Source organism: Methylosinus sp. Ce-a6 (genome assembly GCF_009811655.1).
Lineage (GTDB): Bacteria > Pseudomonadota > Alphaproteobacteria > Rhizobiales > Beijerinckiaceae > Methylosinus.
Genome location: NZ_BGJX01000009.1, coordinates 113897 through 133106 on the forward strand (window position 1 = coordinate 113897; position 19210 = coordinate 133106).

At 67.1% G+C, this 19210-nt stretch carries 13 protein-coding genes; 7 read left to right on the forward strand and 6 right to left on the reverse strand.

What is annotated here, in order from left to right:
• Positions 1-210 precede the first annotated feature (210 nt).
• The 3 genes from Mspo_RS08535 (at position 211) to ileS (ending at position 6317) form a co-directional block, all read left to right on the forward strand.
• A complete protein-coding gene (locus Mspo_RS08535) occupies positions 211-2460 on the forward strand; it encodes a lytic transglycosylase domain-containing protein (protein ID WP_159728758.1) in 2250 nt (749 codons plus the stop codon).
• 270 nt (positions 2461-2730) lie between these two features.
• A complete protein-coding gene (locus Mspo_RS08540; RefSeq protein ID WP_159728760.1) occupies positions 2731-3033 on the forward strand; it encodes a hypothetical protein in 303 nt (100 codons plus the stop codon).
• Between the two features lie 263 nt (positions 3034-3296).
• Complete coding sequence (gene ileS, locus Mspo_RS08545; protein ID WP_159728762.1) at positions 3297-6317, forward strand: isoleucine--tRNA ligase; 3021 nt, start codon at positions 3297-3299, stop codon at positions 6315-6317.
• A gap of 106 nt (positions 6318-6423) precedes the next feature.
• On the opposite strand, the gene Mspo_RS08550 is transcribed toward ileS, so the two are convergent.
• Together Mspo_RS08550 and Mspo_RS08555 are read right to left on the reverse strand one after the other, a co-directional pair.
• The gene (locus Mspo_RS08550) at positions 6424-7920 is read right to left on the reverse strand and encodes a glycine betaine ABC transporter substrate-binding protein (protein ID WP_159728764.1); all 1497 of its coding nucleotides are present in this window, start codon (positions 7918-7920) and stop codon (positions 6424-6426) included.
• A complete protein-coding gene (locus Mspo_RS08555) occupies positions 7917-8678 on the reverse strand; it encodes an ATP-binding cassette domain-containing protein (RefSeq protein WP_159728766.1) in 762 nt (253 codons plus the stop codon). Before Mspo_RS08555 ends, Mspo_RS08550 begins: the two co-directional genes overlap by 4 nt.
• Before the next feature lie 356 nt (positions 8679-9034).
• Here Mspo_RS08555 and dinB point away from each other — a divergent pair, with 356 nt between their 5' ends.
• A complete protein-coding gene (gene dinB / locus Mspo_RS08560; protein ID WP_159728768.1) occupies positions 9035-10108 on the forward strand; it encodes a DNA polymerase IV in 1074 nt (357 codons plus the stop codon).
• 12 nt (positions 10109-10120) lie between these two features.
• Here dinB and Mspo_RS08565 read toward each other — a convergent pair whose 3' ends face one another.
• Positions 10121-11683, reverse strand: a complete 1563-nt coding sequence (locus Mspo_RS08565; protein WP_159728770.1) for a glucan biosynthesis protein — start codon at positions 11681-11683, stop codon at positions 10121-10123.
• A 761-nt stretch (positions 11684-12444) separates the two neighbouring features.
• Here Mspo_RS08565 and Mspo_RS08570 point away from each other — a divergent pair.
• Together Mspo_RS08570 and Mspo_RS08575 are read left to right on the forward strand one after the other, a co-directional pair.
• Positions 12445-13587 (forward strand): type III PLP-dependent enzyme, encoded by a 1143-nt coding sequence (locus tag Mspo_RS08570; RefSeq protein ID WP_159728772.1) that lies wholly within the window; start codon positions 12445-12447, stop codon positions 13585-13587.
• Positions 13588-13784: 197 nt separating this feature from the next.
• A complete protein-coding gene (locus tag Mspo_RS08575) occupies positions 13785-14336 on the forward strand; it encodes a GNAT family N-acetyltransferase (protein WP_159728794.1) in 552 nt (183 codons plus the stop codon).
• Between the two features lie 106 nt (positions 14337-14442).
• Here Mspo_RS08575 and Mspo_RS08580 read toward each other — a convergent pair whose 3' ends face one another.
• The 3 genes from Mspo_RS08580 to pdhA all read right to left on the reverse strand — a co-directional run bounded on the left by Mspo_RS08580 (position 14443) and on the right by pdhA (position 17776).
• Positions 14443-15567, reverse strand: a complete 1125-nt coding sequence (locus tag Mspo_RS08580; RefSeq protein ID WP_159728774.1) for a dihydrolipoamide acetyltransferase family protein — start codon at positions 15565-15567, stop codon at positions 14443-14445.
• Positions 15564-16544, reverse strand: a complete 981-nt coding sequence (locus Mspo_RS08585; protein ID WP_159728776.1) for an alpha-ketoacid dehydrogenase subunit beta — start codon at positions 16542-16544, stop codon at positions 15564-15566. The genes Mspo_RS08580 and Mspo_RS08585 overlap by 4 nt, the downstream gene beginning before the upstream one ends.
• Positions 16545-16690: 146 nt before the next feature.
• Positions 16691-17776 carry a pyruvate dehydrogenase (acetyl-transferring) E1 component subunit alpha gene (pdhA, locus tag Mspo_RS08590; protein WP_159728778.1) on the reverse strand — a complete coding sequence of 362 codons (1086 nt, stop codon included), beginning with the start codon at positions 17774-17776 and terminating at the stop codon, positions 16691-16693.
• A gap of 131 nt (positions 17777-17907) precedes the next feature.
• Here pdhA and Mspo_RS08595 point away from each other — a divergent pair, with 131 nt between their 5' ends.
• Entirely contained in the window at positions 17908-19029 is a 1122-nt protein-coding gene (locus Mspo_RS08595) for a Glu/Leu/Phe/Val dehydrogenase (protein ID WP_159728780.1), read from the forward strand.
• The last annotated feature ends 181 nt before the right edge of the window (positions 19030-19210 follow it).

Below are 19210 nucleotides of genomic sequence, written 5' to 3' on the forward strand. Positions count from 1 at the left end.
CCGGGAGGCTCTGCGACTGTCATAGCCTCTGGGCGTTGGCGAGAAAAGGGTCCGCGACCCTCCTTGCGCCCAGTTTCCGCGAGCAGCTCGAGCAACGGGTCGACGCGGAGCAGAAAATTCGAAAATCCCGCGGCTTATCGATTTGGTTGACAGTTCCGCAACGAAATGGCCGCAGGCTGTCTCAGGTCGAGTGTTCGGAGCGTGAGGCCGATGACGACACGCCAGAGAGGCGCCGCGCGCCTCGTTCTTCTCATCGCCGCCCTCGGCGCGGCGGCGGCCCTCTACCCGGCCGCCCAGCGCCCCATTGCCGACCGAGACAGCGACGATCCGCGAGCTTCCGCCGCCGGCGCCGCGCCCGCGGAGACCGGGCCGGCGGCGCGCGAGGCGCTGCATGATTTTCTCGGCCATGGCGAGAGGGCCGCGCCCGATCCGCGCATGGCCAGCGTGCTCCGCCGGCCGGCGGAGGGAGAGGCCGCCTCCAAGCTGCTCTCCTATGCCCCGGCCGACGGCGGCCTCGATTTCGGCGCGCCGCGCGAGCCGCAGCCGCCCGAGGCGGCGGTTCTGCTCGGCCCCGATTATGACGCCTTCAACCGCGCCATCGCGGCCTATAAGGCAGGAGATTTTTCCGCCGGCGATCAGGCGCTCGCGGGCGCCGAGACGCCGCTCGCCCGCGCCGCCGCGCAATGGGCCGGCCTGCGCCTGCATCCGCGCGAGGCGGGCTTCGCGCGGCTCTCGAAATTCCTCGTCGAACACCCGGACTGGCCGGCCGCGGCCTGGCTGCGCCAGCGCGTCGAGGAGGCGCTCTTCGGCGACAAGCATCCCGATCGCCTGATCCTCGATCATTTCGCCGAGCGGCCGCCCAAGACGCCGGCCGGCAAGCTGGCGCTCGCCCGCGTCATGGCGCGCCGCGGCGAGCCGCTGGAGGTCGCCGCGCTGATCAAGCCCATGTGGCGCGAGGATGATTTCAACGAGCCGCTGGAGGCGACGGCGAAAAAAGAGTTCGCCGACTATCTCGACGCCGCCGACCACAAATATCGCGCCGATCGGCTGCTCTACGCCGAGAAGACCGGGCCGGCGCTGCGCGTCGCCGCCCATGCCGGCAAGGACGCGCTCGATCTCGCTCGCGCCCGCGCGCTGGCGATCAATGAGAGCGCCTCGGAAAAAACCTTCTCCGCCCTTCCGGCGGAGGCGCAGAAGGATCCGGGCGTGATCTTCGCGCGCATTCACATGCTGCGCCATCAAAAGAAGATCGTCGAGGCGGCGGCGCTGCTGCGCGCCGCGCCGCGCGATCCGCGCCTCGTCGTCGACGGCGACGCCTGGTGGGTGGAGCGGAGGCTCATCTCCCGCAAGCTCATGGATCTCGGGCAATTCGCGCAGGCCTATGAGCTCTGCGCGCAACATTCGTCGCGCTCCCTCTCCTATCGCGTCGAGGCCGAGTTCCACGCCGGCTGGATCGCGTTGCGCTTCCTGAACGATCCGGTGAAGGCGGGGCGGCATTTCGAGGAGATCGCCCGCATCGCCGAGACGCCGATCCAGAAGTCGCGCGGCGCCTATTGGCTGGCCCGCGCCAGAGAGGCCGAAGGCGCGGGCGAGGCGGCGCGCGCGGCTTACGCGAATGCGGCGCTGCAATCGACGACCTTCTACGGCCAGCTCGCCCGCGCGAGGCTCGGCGCCTTCGATTCGCCGCTGCGCCCGACGCCCGAACCCGCTCGCGGCGAGGCGCGCGCCGAATCGGTGCGTGCGGTCGAGCTCTATTTCGCCCTCGGAGAAAAGGAGCTCGCCGCGCAGCTCGCCGCGGATGCGGCGAAGACGCTCGTCGGCGAGCAGCAGCTCGCCGCGCTCGCCGAGGTGGCGCAGCGCCGGCGCGAGGCGAAGATTTCGCTGACGCTCGGCAAGCTCGCTTCCTATCGCGGCATCGCCATAGACGACGCGGCCTTTCCGTCCTTCGGCATTCCCGCTTTCGCGGCGCTGCCGGGCTCGGCCTCGCGGGCGATCGTCTACGCCATAGCGCGGCAGGAGAGCGCTTTCGATCCCAAGGCCGTCTCCAGCGCCGGCGCCATGGGGCTCATGCAGATGATCGCCTCCACGGCGCGCCATACCGCGCAGCAGACGGGCCTCGGCTTCGACGCCAAGAAAATGCTCGACGAGCCGGCCTTCAACGCGCGGCTCGGCGCGGCGCATCTCGGCATGCTGCTCGACGAGCACAAGGGCTCCTATCTTCTCGCCTTCGCGGCCTATAACGCCGGCGGCAAGAGGGTGAAGGAGTGGATCGACGCCTATGGCGATCCGCGCAAGAGCGACGTCGATCCCATCGATTGGGTGGAGCGCATTCCGATCAGCGAGACGCGCAATTACGTGCAGCGCGTGATCGAGAATCTGACCGTCTATCGCGCCCGTTTCGGCGACCGCGAGACTCGCGCGCCGCAGGGCGATCTGTGGCGCAAGCAGGCGGCGAATTGAAAGACGCGAACTATTCGGAATCCGGCCAGAAGCCTGCGTCCATCATCTCGCCGAAGCTCCAGGGACAGGAGGCCTCTTTCGCCCAGGCATAGAAATCGGTCTCATAGAGCGCCGACCGCGCCATTTCCTCATCCTCCGCAGCGAGGTCATCGGGCCATTGCCGGCGGCCCATTGTCAAGGATTATGGGGCGGCGATTTCGCCGCTCCTTTCATTGGCGCGGGCGCGGCGAGCCCCTATATTGAACCCGCCATACACTGGAGGCGCGTCCCGTGTCGCAGAAGCACGATATCGACAGACCGGCCGAGATCGAGATCCTCCCGCCGGAGGCCGACGGCGGACCGCGCGTCCGCTCGCGCGCGCGCATCTGGATCGGCGGGACGAGCGGCGTGAAGGTCATCAAAGTCGGCCCGATCGGCGCCGCTCTGCTCACGCTCGCCGGCGCGGTGGTCTTGGCGATGGGGCTCATCTTCTTCGCCAGCGCGTTTCTGGTGCTGCTGCCCGTCGCGCTGGTCGTCGGCGCGATCGCCTATCTGACCGGCGCCGGCGGCAATCCCTTCCGCCGCATTCCCTGACCCGCCTACCCTGGCGCGCCTACCCTGGCCGCCCCCACGCCGATATTCCGGCTTTGCGGAGCCGGCGGGCGCTGGTAGATAGGGCCATGGTCCTGCGCCGCAGCATACGAATTATTGGCCCGGCCCGCGCTGGAGCTTGACGAAGCTCGCGCGGCGACCGGGTTCTCGCGCCCATTCGCGGCGCCCTTCCGTTTGTTTCCTTTCCATTTCGCGCGCCGCCTCGTCTCGAGGCGCGGCCCGCGACCGCAGCGGTTTCCGACGACATGACCGAGAAGACGCAAGACAAAGCCCAAAAAGGCAAAGCCCAAGAGGACAAGGGCCCCGATTACTCCAAGAGCCTCTATCTGCCGCAGACGGATTTCCCCATGCGCGCCGGCCTGCCGCAGCGCGAGCCGGAAATCCTCGCGCGCTGGGAGAGAATCGACCTCTACGGCAAGCTGCGCGCGGCGGCGAAGGGCCGGCCGAAATTCGTGCTGCATGACGGGCCGCCCTACGCCAATGGCAATATCCATATCGGCCATGCGCTGAACAAGATCCTCAAGGATCTCGTCACCCGCAGCCGCCAGATGGCCGGCAAGGACAGCAATTACGTCCCCGGCTGGGACTGCCACGGCCTGCCGATCGAATGGAAGATCGAGGAGGAGAATTACCGCGCCAAAGGCAAGAAGAAGCCCGATTTCGCCGATCCGGTGGCGATTGTCGCCTTCCGCCAGGAGTGCCGCGCCTATGCGGCGCATTGGCTCTCCGTGCAGCGCGAGGAGTTCAAACGCTTGGGCGTGACCGGCGACTGGGCCAATCCCTACGCCACGATGAATTTCCCGGCCGAGGCGCATATCGCGCGCGAGCTGATGAAATTCGCCGAGAACGGCCTGCTCTATCGCGGCTCCAAGCCGGTGATGTGGAGCGTCGTCGAGAAGACCGCGCTCGCGGAAGCCGAGGTGGAATATGAGGACCATGTCAGCGACACGGTTTGGGTGGCGTTTCCGGTGAAGGACGGGCCGGGCGCCGTCGTCATTTGGACGACGACGCCCTGGACGCTGCCGGGCAATCGCGCGATCTCCTATTCGCATAAGATCGCTTACGGCCTCTATCGCGTGACCGCGGCGCCGGAGAATAATTGGGCGAAGGTCGGAGCGACTTATGTGCTCGCCGACAAGCTCGCCGAAGACGTGTTCAAATCGGCGAAGGTCGAAAGCTTCGAGCGTCTGCGTGACGTGCCCGCGCAAGAGCTCGCCGGTTTCGTCGCGGCGCATCCGCTCGCGTATTTGGGCTATGATTTCACTGTGCCTCTCCTCGATGGCGACCATGTCACCGACGACACCGGAACGGGCTTCGTCCATACGGCGCCCGGCCACGGCCGCGAGGACTTCGACATTTGGATGGCGAGCGGGCGAATGCTCGCCGAGCGCGGCATCGACACGCGCATCCCCTATACGGTCGACGCCGACGGCTTCTACACCGATGAGGCGCCAGGCTTTCCCGGTAAGCGCGTGCTGACCGAAAAGGGCGACAAGGGCGACGCGAACGAGGCGGTGATCCAGGCGTTGATCGCGGCGGGCAATCTCGTCGCGCGCGGGCGGCTGAAGCATCAATATCCGCATTCGTGGCGCTCGAAGAAGCCGGTCATCTTCCGCAACACGCCGCAATGGTTCATAGCGCTGGACAAGCCCATGGACCGCGCGCCTTCAGGCGCGCATTCTGCGAGCGAGCCTGAAGGCTCGCGGTCCACGCTCCGCGACATCGCGCTCGACGAAATCTCGCGCACGCAATGGGTTCCCGCCACTGGCGAGAATCGCATCCGCGGCATGATCGCCAATCGTCCCGATTGGGTGGTCTCGCGCCAGCGCGCCTGGGGCGTGCCGATCGCCGTCTTCGTGAAGAAGGGCGGACACGAGATTCTCGTCGATCCGCGCGTCAACGCCCGCATCATGGAGGCCTTCGAGAAGGAGGGCGCCGACGCCTGGTACGAGGAGGGCGCGGCAAAGCGTTTCCTCGCGCCAGACTACGACCCCGCCGATTACGAGAAGATCGACGATGTTCTCGACGTGTGGTTCGATTCGGGCTCCACGCACGCCTTCACGCTCGAGGATCCGGTGCATTTTCCCGGCCTCGCAGGGATCGAGCGCAAGCGCGACGGCGGCGCGGACGAGGTGCTCTATCTCGAGGGCTCGGACCAGCATCGCGGCTGGTTCCATTCCTCGCTCCTCGAATCCTGCGGCACGCGCGGCCGCGCGCCCTATGACATCGTGCTGACGCATGGCTTCACGCTCGACGAGCACGGCCATAAAATGTCGAAGTCGAAAGGCAATGTCGTCGCGCCGCAGAAGGTCATCGCCGACGCCGGCGCCGATATTCTGCGCCTGTGGGTGGCGAGCGTCGATTACAGCGACGATCAGCGCATCGGCCCGGAAATCCTCAAGAGCGTCACGGACAATTACCGCAAGCTGCGCAACACGATCCGCTGGATGCTCGGCACGCTGGCGCATTATCGCGCCGAGGAGCGGATCGCCCATGCCGATCTGCCGGAGCTCGAGCGGCTCGTGCTGCATCGGCTCGCCGAGCTCGGCGAGGAGGTCGGCGCCGCCTATGGGGAATTCGACTACAAGAGGGTCGTCGCTCTGCTGACCCCTTTCCTGACCAGCGATCTCTCGGCCTTCTACTTCGACATTCGCAAGGACGCGCTCTATTGCGATCCGCCGTCCAGCGTGACGCGCAAGGCGGCGCTGACCGTGGTGGAGGAGGTCTTCCGCGCGGTGACTTTGTGGCTCGCGCCCATTCTCGCCTTCACGGCGGAAGAGGCCTGGCTCTCGCGCTATCCGAAAGCCGTCTCCGCGCATCTCGAGACTTTCCCCGATTTGCCTGCCGCCTGGCGCGACGAAGCGCTGGCGGAAAAATGGGAGAAGATCCGCGCGATCCGCTCCGTCGTGACGGGGGCGCTGGAGATCGAGCGCGCGCAAAAGCGTATCGGCTCCTCGCTCGAGGCCGCGCCGCTCGTCCATGTGACCAACGCCGATCTTCGCGCGGCGCTGGAGGGCGTGGACTTCGCCGAAATCTGCATCGTGTCGGATATTGCGGTGCGGGCGGACGAGGGGCCGGCGGAAGCCTTCCGGCTCGCCGAGGTTGCCGGCGTGGCGGTGGTTCCGCGGCGGGCGGAGGGCGTCAAATGCGCGCGCTCGTGGAAATATTTCGATCCCGCGACGGCCGCGCCCGATTTCCCCGGCGTCACCCCCCGCGACGCGCAGGCGCTGCGGGAGCTGACGGCGGCGGGGAAATGGCCGGCGTAAGGGTTTCTCGGCGAGACGCCGTTTAGCGTGGATCAATGGGCGCGATCCTTCTCCCACGAGTGGGAGAAGTGGCGGTCGGCGCTGCGCGAAACGTCGTACGAGCGCCTCAGGCGCTGCCCTTCAATCTCAACCCCCGCGGCACGACCCACGGCTCGATCGCGTCGAACAGGCCTTGCACGGCGAGCGCCAGCAGCGCCGCCGGGATCGCCCCCTCGAGAATCAGCGCGAAATTGTCGAGGCGCACGCCAGTGAAGATCGGCTGGCCATAGCCGCCGGCGCCGATGAGCGCGCCGAGCGTCGCCGTGCCGACATTGATGACAGCCGCTGTCTTCAACCCCGCGAGTATCTCCGGCGAAGCCATGGGCAATTCGATAATAAGCAGCCGCCGCCAAGGCGAAAGGCCGATCGCTATGGCCGAATCGCCGATGGCGCGCGGAATGGTCGTGAGACCGGTCGCGACATTCCGCACGATCGGCAGCAGGCTATAGAGAAAAAGCGCCGCGATGGCCGGCGGCGCGCCAATGCCGAGCAGCGGAATCATGAAGACGAGCAGAGCGAGCGAGGGAATCGTCTGCAGCACGCTCGCGAGCCCGAGAATCGCATGGCCGAGGCCTGGGCGCTCGGCCGCCGCGACGCCGAGCGGAATGGCGACGAGAATCGCCGCGGCGAGCGAGACGCCGACGAGAAAGAGGTGCTCGCGCGTTCGCCGCCACACGCGCTCGACGAGGCTCAGCGAGGGCGTCGGCGCCTCGACGCCGAATTGCGCGAAGACGAAATTCGCCGCCGCCTCGCGCTCGCTGCGCAGCCCCGTCTTCACCGCGACATTCATCGCGATCATCTGGGCTGTGTCTATGCGGCCTTGCAATCGCGACATGGCCGCGACCGCCAGCGGCGCGCGCTGCTCGAGATCGGCGCGATAGAGCAGGACGGCGCGATTTTTCGCAAAGAGCTTGCGGTCGTCGACGAGCACGAGAATGCGCCGGTCGGCGACTTCCGGATCGGTCGTGTAGAGATCGACGACGTCGATCGCGCCTTGGACGAGGCCCTTATAGGCGATGTCGTGATCGAGCCCCCTCACCTCTTCATCGGCGAGCCCATAGGCCGAGCGCAGCGCCGGCCAGCCGTCGGCGCGGGCGAGCAATTCCTCGCTCAATCCGAAAACGAGCGCGGGGTGGCGCGCGAGATCGGAGATCGTCGTGACGCCGAGCGCCTCGGCCTTGTCGCGTCTCATGCCGAGCGCATAGCCATTGCCGAAGCCGAGCGGCAGGCTCATGCGCAGCCCGAGCTCGGCGAGCGCTTCGGCGATCTCGCGATCATTGGCGAGCCGCCGCTCGGCGAGAATCTCCTGCCGCAGCGTGCCCGTATATTCGGGATAGACGTCGATCTCGCCGGACAGCAGCGCGTTCCACACGAGCCTTGTCCCGCCGAGCGCCGGGCGGCGGATGACGCGCGCGCCGGAGGCCGCGACGAGATCGGCGACGATATCGGAGAGAATGACAGATTCGGTGAAGCTCTTGGAGCCGATGCGCACGTCCGTCTGCTCCTCGCGCGCGCAGGCGCCGAGGCATAGCAGCGCGAGCAGCAGGCGCAATACCGGCCTCATCGCGCGTCCTCCGGCCGCAAAGGCAGATCGGCGCGGCGCCGCGCGCTGGCGCGCACGAAACGCGCGACGAACTCCTCCGCCGGCCGCTCGACGAAATCGGCGAAACGGCCCTGCTGCACGATGCGGCCATGATTCATCAGCACGATTTGTTCGGCGAAGAAACCCGCTTCGCCGAGATCATGGGTGACGATGACGACGGTCTTTCCGAGCCGCGCGAATATATCGGCGAGATCGTCCTGAAGGTCGGCGCGAATCAGCGGATCGAGCGCGCCGAGCGGCTCGTCCATCAGCAGGATTTCGGGATCGAGCATCAGCGCGCGCATGAGCGCGACGCGCTGGCGCTGGCCGCCAGAGAGCTCGGCCGGATAGCGATCGAGCGCCTCCGCCGGAAAACGCGTGAGGCAGAGGAGCGCGTCGAGCCGCGCCGCGCGCCGCTCCGGCGGCCAGCCCGTCTCGCGCGCCATCAGCTCTATGTTGCGGCGCGCGGTGAGATGGGGGAAGAGCCCGCCGTCCTGGATGACATAGCCCATGAGCCGCCTGAGCTTCTCCGCGGAGAGCGGCGTCAGCAGATGACTCTCCACCTCGATCTCGCCTTCGTCCGGCGTCGCGAGCCCGACGATCATGGAGAGCAGCGTGGATTTGCCGGAGCCGGACGGCCCGATCAGCGCCGTCGTGCGCGCCGGCGCGATCGTCAGCGTGACGTCGTCGACGACGCGCGCGCCGCCGAAACTTTTGCTGACGTGCTCCAGTCGGATCATGACGGCCCGCGGCGTCGAGGCTACCGCCTCTCATCTGTCGCGGGCCGGCGTCATTCCAAGGGAGCGCCTCAAGGGAGCGCCCCAAGGGAGCGCCCCAAGGGAACGCCCACAGCGAAAGCCCGGCCGGCGAGCCGCCGCAGGCGGAGCCTCGCTGTTGAATCCGGCGAGCCGACGTGAGACTCTACCGGCCCACGACGGCATTTCGCTCGGCGTCTCAGGGTCGGCTCGGCGGCCGTCATTGCGAGCGAAGCGAAGCAATCCAGGAGCCGCCCCGCTGCTCTGGATTGCGTCGTCGCTTCGCTCCTCGCAATGACGGTTTCAATACATACGGGCGTCTCACACGACGCCGCTTCGATATGACGTCGCAACGCAAGATCATTCACATCGACATGGACGCCTTCTACGCGTCGGTCGAGCAGCGGGACCATCCCGAGCTGCGCGGCCGGCCTGTCGCCGTCGGCTCGCCGCGCGAGCGCGGCGTCGTGGCGGCGGCGAGCTATGAGGCGCGCGCTTTCGGCGTGCGCTCCGCAATGGCCTCCGTCACGGCGATCCGGCGCTGCCCCGAGCTCGTTTTCGCGCCGCCGCGCTTTGACGTCTATCGGGAGGTTTCACGGCGCATTCGCGCGATTTTCTTCGACTACACGCCGCTCGTCGAGCCGCTCTCGCTCGACGAGGCCTATCTCGACGTCACCGAAAACCGCATGAGGATCGCATCGGCGACGCGCATCGCCGAGGAGATAAGGGCGCGCATTCGCGAAGAGACGCAGCTGACCGCCTCGGCCGGCGTTTCCTACAACAAGTTTCTGGCCAAGCTCGCCTCGGATCAGAACAAGCCCGACGGACTCTTCGTCGTCACGCCGCAGATGGGCCCCGATTTCGTCGCCGCTCTGAGTATCGGCAAATTCCACGGCGTCGGACCGGCGACGACGAAGAAGATGAACGCGCTCGGCATAGAGACGGGGCTCGATCTACGCGCGAAGCCGCTCGCCTTTTTGCAGCAGCATTTCGGCAAATCGGGAGCCTATTATTATGGAATCGCGCGCGGCGTCGACGATCGCCCCGTGCGGCCCGACCGCATTCGCAAATCGATCGGCGCAGAGGTCACTTTCGCCCGCGATCTCGTCACGCTCGACGAAGCGACCGCCGCGCTCGCGCCCGTTGTCGCGCGCGTCTTCGCGCATTGCGAGAGCGCGCGCATCGTCGGCCGCACGGTGACGCTCAAAGTCAAATATGCGGATTTCCGGCAGATCACCCGCCGCAGCACGGTCGCGGCGCCGATCGCTTCCCGCCCCGCGCTCGAGGCGGCGGCGCTGGCTTTGCTGCGCCCGCTCTTTCCCTGCGAGAAAGGCGTGCGCCTGCTCGGAGTCACGCTCTCTTCCCTCGGCCCCGCTGGCGGGAGCGCCGATCCGCAGCTCAGCCTCGCCGTGTGAAACGGCGAAGGGTCATGGCGCGGTCCAGGGATAGGTCCAGGTCTCGGTCAGGGTCTGCGCGCCGGCCTTGAGGAAGGCGCGGACATCCGCCGTCTGCCCGGATTTCACGAGAACGTCGAACATCACGCGCACGCCGTCTATGTGCGGATTGGCCGCGACGCTCGAGCGGATGACGACGCCATTCATCACCGAGGCGACGACTTCCACCTGCGACGCGTCATTGACGTAATAGGCGAGCTCGCCGCCGGCGAAATCGACGATGAAGCGATGCGCGCCCGGCGTGATCGGCTCGCCGGAGCCGAGCGCTCGCGCGCCGGTCTCGAAAGTGTTCACGGCGCGGCCATTGGGCGAGAGGCGCGGCAGATCGAGCAGCGAGGTGATGCGATAGGCGTAGGAGAAGGGCTTGCCCGCCTCGAGCGGCTGCGCGCCGACCCAGGCCGCGACGATATTGTCGTTGGTCTCGTCGAGCGTCGGCAGCTCCAGAAGCTCGACCGAGCCCTCACCCCAGGAGCCCTGCGGCTCGATGAAATAGCTCGGCCGGCGCTCATAGGCGAGGTCTATGTCCTGATAGGTGTCGAAATTGCGGTCGCGCTGCAGGAGCCCGAAGCCCCGAATATTGGGATCGAAGAAAGAAGTGAGCCGCGCGATGGGCGCATTGGCGAGCGGGCGCCAGAGCCATTCCTTCGACTCGCCATAAACGAGCAATCCGTCCGAATCATGCAGCTCGGTGCGGAAGCCGTCGCGCATGCGGCGGTCGTTCTCGCCGGTGAGATACATGGAGGTGAGCGGCGCGAGGCCGAATTTCGCTTTGCGACGCGGGAACAGCGTCGCCTGCACGTCGATCGTGCTCTCCTGCCCGGTCGTCAGATCGAAGCGATAGGCCCCCGTCGCCGCCTCGCCGTCGAGCAGAGCATAGATCGTTATACGGTTGCTCCCCGGCTGCGGCGTCTCGATCCAGAATTCGCGGAAGAACGGAAAAACTTCCGAATTGTCGCCGCAGTCGACGCAGAGCGCGCGCGCCGAAAGGCCATAGAGTTGGCCGCGGCCGAGAAAGCGGAAATAGCTCGCGCCGAGAAAGGAGATCACCTCGTCGTGGACATGCGGATCGTTGAGCGGGAAATGCAGGCGGAACCCGGCGAAGCCGATGTTGATCGGCAGCGTCTTGTCGAATTTGTTGCGGCCATATTCGAACAGCGCCGCAGAATAGGGAATGGGCGTCGGAATGCCGTCGCGGATCGTGTTCACCGTCACCGGGCGCTTGTAGAGAAAACCCAAATGGAAGGTGTGCAGGCGGAAGGAGCCCGGAATATTCGAGAACAGCGCTTTGTCGGGGCGAAAGCGAAGATCGCGGAAGGAGTCGAAGTCGAGCTTCGCCAATTCGTCGGGCAGTTGCGGCGGCGCCGTGTCGAAAGGCGCGCCGGCGAGATCGCGGGCGCGGCGCGCCACATCCTCCAAGCCGAAACGCGGCGCTTGCCCGTTCTGGACAGACTGCGCGACGGCGCGTCCGAGCGGCGCGGCCTGCGCGCCCGCTGCGACCATCGCGCCGAGGAGCCGGCGGCGTGTCATGTCGATCATTTCAGTCGGTTTCCGGAAAAATACGGCGAACGGAGCCCGCTTTCGGGTCGCAGACGAATCGGGCGTTCTTGGGGACGCGGCAATCATCTGCGGAGCGCGACCCGCCGACGGCCCCGTCCGAGCTTTTGCCTATCCGGCTTTTGGCCTGTCCGCAAGTCGCAGGGCCACTCCAGCCAGAGGCCGCAAATCTGGCGAAACGGCGACAAAATTCGCCCCTTTACGAAAAACCTCTTGCAGAGCCGGCGAAACCGCGTATTTACATCACTGCCCAATTTCGCACGTGCCTGTGGTCGCGTGTCGGTCGGCGGGGATCCGGACAAGAGGCCGGTCAACCGTCGGGATAAAACCGGCAGCCGGAGGCGAAACCGGCGAACCTCGCCTGAGCGAGGGATCGCGACTTAAAGCAACGACGGACCGGGCTTTTTCGTCTCTGTCGGCCCTCCAAAGGCCGGCGTACCGAAGAGGCTTGTCTTTCTTGCCGGGCGTGCGGAAAGGGATATTCCCCTTCCAAGCGATGGCTATGCGGTTCGGATTCCATGTCCGTAACGGACATGCGCGTCCGCGTCTCGTCTAGCCAACGGCGCATCACCCGACCGTTTCGCGCTTCGCCTTCGGCGTAGGCTCGAGCGGTCATGGAACGCAGTCGTCTCGATGCGCAGCTCGCCTCCACAGCGCGTCGCGCAAACGACGTCGTGCATCCGATCGAAGCCCTTGGCCACTCCGCGGCTCTCAGCGCCGCGACTTCGTTGGGGATGCCGCAAATGACCGAACGTATTCGTGAATTTTTGGAGGCGCGCCGTCGCGCCGGACGCGACGCCGGCCCCTGCCTCGTCGTCGACCTCGACGTCGTGCGCGACAATTACACGAGCTTCGCCAAGGCTCTGCCGGACACGCGCGTCTTCTATGCGGTGAAGGCCAATCCGGCGCCGGAAGTGCTTTCCCTGCTCGCCTCGCTCGGCTCCTGCTTCGACACCGCCTCCGTCGTGGAGATCGAGCAGGCGCTCGCCGCCGGCGCGACGGCGGACCGCGTGAGCTTCGGCAATACGATCAAGAAGGAGCGCGACATCGCCCGCGCCTATGCGCTCGGCGTGCGCCTGTTCGCGGTCGATTGCGAGGCGGAGGTGGAGAAGATCGCCCGCGCGGCGCCCGGCTCCAAGGTGTTCTGCCGCATTCTCTGCGACGGAAGCGGCGCCGAATGGCCGCTGTCGCGCAAATTCGGCTGCGCGCCGGAGATGGCGCCGCACGTCCTCGAGCACGCCCATCGCCTGGGCCTTTCCGCCTATGGCGTCTCCTTCCATGTCGGCTCGCAGCAGGGCAATCCCGGCATGTGGGACGGCGCGCTGAAGTCGGCGTCGGAGATTTTCCGCGACCTCGCGGAACGCGGCGTTCAGCTGCAAATGGTCAATCTCGGCGGCGGATTTCCGACGCGCTATCTCAAGAATGTCCCGGCGGTGAAGGCCTATGGCCAGGCGATTTTCCGGGCGCTCTCCAAGCATTTCGGCAATCGCATCCCCGAGACGATCATCGAGCCGGGCCGCGGCATGGTCGGCAACGCCGGCGTCATCGAGGCAGAGGTCGTGCTGGTGTCGAAGAAATCCGAACACGACGCCGTCCGCTGGGTCTATCTCGACATCGGCAAATTCAACGGCCTCGCCGAGACGACCGACGAGATGATCCGCTATCCGATCCGCACCGAGGCGGACGGCTCCGCGACCGCGCCTTGCGTCATCGCCGGGCCGAGCTGCGATTCGGTCGATGTGCTGTATGAGAAGGAGCCTTACCTCCTTCCGATCAGCCTCGAGATCGGCTCGAAGGTGCTGATCGAGGGAACGGGCGCCTATACGACGACCTATTCGTCGGTGGGCTTCAACGGTTTCCCGCCGCTCGAAGCCTTCGTCATCTGACGCGCCGGCGAGGGGATCTCTCCCTCGCCCGTCTTTCGCCCCTATCGGTCCCGTTCGGCGGGCGCGCGTGACGCGCGCCAGGCGCGAGGGTCGTCCGTCCTCGAATGGAGGAAGAGATGGCCTTTGAATTCTCCTCTCACGATTCCGATTTCGCGCCGAGCGCTTTCGGGCGCGCGGCCGCATGCGTCGAGACGCGCATGCGCGCGTTCGACATTCGCGACGAAGCGCCGGGCGACGTCGCGGCGCGCGAAGCGCTGCTCGACGAGGCGTTCGGGCCCACCCGCTTTCTCAAGTCCTGCGAGCGTCTGCGCGAAGGGCGCATGCCGGCGCGCGGACTGGCGCTCGTCGCCACAGACGAAGAACGACTCGTCGCGACCATGCGCATGTGGCCGGTTTTCGCCGGCGCGGGACGCCCGGCGCTGCTGCTCGGCCCGCTGGCGGTGGCGCGCGACTATCGTTCGCTCGGCCTCGGAGCGGCGATGATCGAGGAAGGCCTCGCGCGCGCCGCGGCGCGCAATCATCGCGCCGTGCTGCTCGTCGGCGACGCGCCGTATTATGCGCGCTTCGGCTTCGACGCCCGTTTCACGGAAGAGCTCGCCATGCCGGGCTCGGTGGAGCGCGAACGCTTCCTCGGCCTGGAGCTTTCGAAGGGCGCCCTCGACGGCGCAGCCGGCCGCGTTTCCGGCGCCGGCGCGCGGGTCGCGTCTACGACGCGGGCGGCGCCGAGACAGCTTGCCCAGGCCGCGTGATTCGGCGGCTGAGCCGAGCTGCGAAAAACCCGACGCGGCGATAGGGGGCCCATCATCGCGAGCGGAGCGAAGATTCCATGCGGGTGGATAGCGGCCGCAGGTCGCTTCAGTCGGCGCGGCCGAGATCGGCGATGACCGCGCCGAGGAAGCGCGCCGCCTCGCCGCCGGTGACGACGCGATGGTCGAAAGTGAGGCTCAGCGGCAGCATGCGCCGCGCGACTGGCCTGCCCGCCTCGTCGGCGACGATCTCGCGGCGGATGCGGCCGGCGCCGAGAATGGCGACCGTCGGCGGCAGCACGACCGGCGCGGCGTAGCGCCCGGCGATCATGCCGAAATTGGAGAGGGTGATCGTCGCGCCGCGCAATTCCTCCGGCGGAATGCGGCGCGACTCTATGTCGGCGCGCATCTTGTTCAGCCCCTCGCGCAGATCGGCCGACTCACGCTCCGCGACATTGCGCAGCACGGGCACGAACAGTCCGCCTTCGGCGGAGTCGACGGCGATGCCGAGATCGATCTTCTTCAAGACGCGCCGCGCCAGAGCGTGGCTCTCGAACCAGGCGTTGAGGCCGGGCTCCGCGCGGCATCCGGCGACGAGCGCGCGGATGAGGCGCAAGGTCGTGTCCGTTCCCTGCGGCCAGGCGTCTATGTCGGCGTCGTCGACGACGGTGGCGGCGGCGACCTCGGCTTGCGCGAGCGCCATATTCTGCGCCATGGCGCGGCGGAAGCCGCGCAGCGCCTCGGCCGGCTCCGCCTCCGACAATATGCGCGCGACGCGCTGCACATCCGCGGCCGTGATGACGCCCTCCGCGCCGGAGGGCGTCACCATGGTCAGATCGACATCGAGCCGCCGCGCCAGCGCCCGCACCGCCGGCGTCGCGCGCAGCCCGCCGCCATTGTGGCCGAGCGGCGCGGCGCTCTCCTGCAGCACGCGGCCGCTCGTCTCCACGGCGCCGACCACCGTGCCTTTGTCTTCTCGGGCCTGTTCCTGCGTCTCGCCCTCGCCGGCGAAGGCGATGAGCGGGCCGCCGATGCGGATGATCTCGCCGGCCTGCGCGAAGAGCTTCTCGATGCGTCCCGCTTGCGGCGATGGGATCTCGACGACGGCTTTCGCCGTCTCCACCGAGACCAGCGGCTGGTCGACCGCGACCTCTTCGCCGGGCGCGACATGCCATTGCACGAGCTCGGCCTCCTGCAGGCCCTCGCCGAGATCGGGAAGCTTGAAGACGCTCATGCCGCCTCCATCGTGTGGCGCACGGCGCCCGCGATGCGCGCGACGCTCGGCAGATATTGGCCCTCGAGCCGCGCCAGCGGCATGACCACGTCATAGCCGCAGACGCGCTCGAGCGGCGCCAAAAGAGAGTAAAGCCCGCGCTCGGCGACGATCGCCGCGATCTCCGCGCCGAAGCCCGCGGTGCGCGCAGCCTCCTGCACGATGACGCAGCGGCCGGTCTTCTCGACCGAGCGCAATATCGTCTCGCTATCGAGAGGCTTCAGCGTCGCGACGTCTATGACCTCGCAGTCGACGCCCTCTTGCGCGAGACTGTCCGCCGCGGCGAGCGCTTCATGCAGCATTCCTCCCCAGGCGACGAGCGTGACGTCGCGCCCCTCGCGCGAGACGAAACATGTGTCGAGCGGCAACGCTTCGCCGTCGTCGACGACATCCTGCTTGAAGAGACGATAGAGCCGCGTCGGCTCGAGGAAGACGACCGGATCGGGATCGCGGATCGCCGCGAGCAGCAGGCCGTAGGCGCGCGCGGGCGAAGAGGGAATGACGACACGCAGGCCCGGCGTATGCGCGAGCATGGCCTCTGGACTCTCGGAATGATGCTCGGGCGCATGGATGCCGCCGCCATTGGGCGCGCGCAGCACCATCGGACAGGTCAGCCTGCCGCGCGTGCGATTGCGCAGGCGCGATGCGTGATTGATGAGCTGATCCATCGCCGGATAGATGAAGCCGCTGAACTGGATCTCCATCACCGGCTTCAGCCCCATCGCCGCCATGCCGATCGCCGCCCCGGCGATCGCCGCCTCGGCGAGCGGCGTGTCGACGACGCGCGCGGCGCCGAAGCGCTGCTGCAGGCCGAGCGTCGCGCGGAACACGCCGCCGTTGACGCCGATGTCCTCGCCGAGAAGCAGCACGGCCGGATCATGCTCGAGCTCATGCGCGAGCGCGCGATTGACGGCTTCGACGAGTGTGAGCTCAGCCATGACGCCCTCCTCGAGCCTCGCGCGGCCCTGCGGCTCTGGATCGCTTCGTCGCTACCGCTCCTCGCAATGACGGCCGCGTCATTGCGAGCGAAGCGACGCAATCCAGAGCCATAGGGAGTCGGCTGAATCGTTGTCTCGCGAACATGTCAGCCATCGCCGCCTCCTTTCGAAGCGAAGCGGCGCGCCTCCTCATATTGATCGCGCATCGACTCCGGCAGGCGCGCGAAGAGATGATCGAACATCGCCGCAAATGTCTCCGGCGGCGTCGCGAGATAGGCTGCGACCGCGCGCTCGACCTCCTCGGCGCAATCATTCGCGAGCCGCCTCTCCTGCTCCTCGCTCCATAGGCCTCTCGCATTCAGATATTTGCGCAGACGTCCGATCGGCTCCTTCGCCGCCTCGCGCCGCACGATCTCGGGATCGCGATAGCGCGTCGCGTCATCGGCCGTCGTGTGATCGCCGAGCCTGTAGCTCAGCGCCTCGATCAGCGTCGGACCGCCGCCCGCGCGCGCCTTCTCGATCGCGAGCCGCGCGGCGTGGCGCATGGCGATCGCATCATTGCCATCGACTTGCCGACCTTCGACGCCGGCGGCGACCGCTTTTTGCGCGAGCGTCGCCGTCGCCGATTCGAGCTCGCGCGGCGTCGAGATCGCCCATTGATTATTGTTGACGACGACGACGAGCGGAACGCCCCAGCATCCGGCCATGTTCAAGGCGGAATAGAAATCGCCCGTCGACGTGCCGCCATCGCCGAGGATCGCCACCGCCACGCGCTTCTCGCCGCGCAGCTTGAAAGCACAGGCCGCGCCTGTCGCATGCGCGACTTGCGTTCCGACGGGAACGCAGATCGGAAAATCATGTCGCGGAACGGCATAGTCGCTGCCGCGCTCGTCGCCGCCCCAATAGACGAGATTTTCCACCATGGTCATGCCGCGCAGCAATTGCGCGCCATGGTCGCGATAAGAGGGCGCGAGCATATCCTCGCTGCGCATGGCCGAGGCCACGGCGACGCCGATCGCCTCCTGACCCAGCGAGGACGCGAAAGTGCCGAGCTTGCCGGTGCGCTGCAGCGCTATCGCTTTGCCATCATAGGCGCGCGTGCGCGCCATGGCGCGATAGAGGCCGAGCAGAAGCTCCGGCTCTATCGCTTCGGCGGGAGTCGAAGGATCGAGATCGCCTTCGGCGGAGAGAAAACGAAAAAAGTCGATTCGAAAGGAGACGCCGGCGTTCATGGGGCCTGCCTCTAGCTTCGTCAGAGTGACGTAAGGCGCCGCCGCGCGCTTTTCACCGCCCTAAGGGAATTTTTTGCTGCGGACCGCCGACTGCGCTTGAATGCGCGCCGTTCGACGCCTAGCTCAAAGCAATGTCCGCATCATTCAAATCGGATGCTTTCTCCTTCGTCGACGAATTCGGCCCAGCGAAGATCGTCTATGCGAGCACGCCGGGCGTCGGTCTCGAGGCGATCGTCGTCATCGACAATGTGGCCGCCGGCCCGGCGATCGGCGGCGTGCGCATGGCCCCCGACGTCAGCGTCGAGGAATGTTTCCGCCTCGCTCGCGCCATGACGTTGAAGAACGCCGCCTGCGGCCTGCGCCATGGCGGCGGCAAATCCGTCATTTTCGGCGATCCCGCCATGCCGGCGCAGGAGAAGGAGCAGCTCATCCGCGCCTTCGCCCGAGCGATCGAGCCTTTGACCGATTATATTCCCGGGCCGGACATGGGCACGAATGAGACCTGCATGGCCTATGTTCATGACGAGATCGGCCGCGCCGTCGGATTGCCGGCGGAGCTCGGCGGCGTGCCGCTCGACGAGATCGGCGCAACGGGCTATGGCGTCGCCATTGCGGCGGAGGCCGCGGCGCCGTCGGCAGGGGTGACGCTCGAGGGCGCGCGCGTCGTCGTCGAAGGTTTCGGCGCCGTCGGCCGCCATGCGGCGCGCTTCCTCGCGCGCAAAGGCGCGATCCTCGTCGGCGCCTCGGACAGCCGCGGCGCGATCTATGACGCCGCCGGCCTCGACATAGAGGCGCTGGCGCAAGTTCGCGGCGAAGGCCGAAGCGTCGCGAGCCATGGCCGCGGCGAGGCGCTGGCGCCGGACGCGCTGCTCTCCGCCGACTGCGACATATTCATTCCCGCGGCGCGGCCGGATGTGCTGCGCGCCGATAATTTCTCCCGGTTGCAATGCAAGCTCGTCGTGCAAGGCGCGAATATTCCCGCCACGGCAGAGGCCGAGCGCATGATGTTCGAGCGCGGAATCGTCAGCGCGCCGGATTTCATCGCCAACGCCGGAGGCGTCATCTGCGCGTCGGTCGAATATGCCGGCGGCGACGAGAAGGCGGCTTTCGCGGCGATCGAGGAAAAGATCTCGCGCAACATGCGGGAGATCATCGCGCGCGCGTCTTCTCTGCGCGTCTCGCTGCGCGACGCCGCGACGGCGTTGGTGCAGGAGCGCATTCGCAAGATGATGGCGACGCAGCGCTGGCGCTGAGCCTTTAGAGTTTAGACCCGAAGGCCCCCCTCCCTCACCCTCCCCCGCTACGCGCACGGCTGTCCGGGGAAAATCAGGCATAGTGGAGTTCCAGCTGGTCTGGGGATTTCCATCGGCTCGGGACGAGGTATTTGGGCGGCGGCTCGTCGAGGAGCGCGATGGGTCGGCGGGCGAAGAGGAA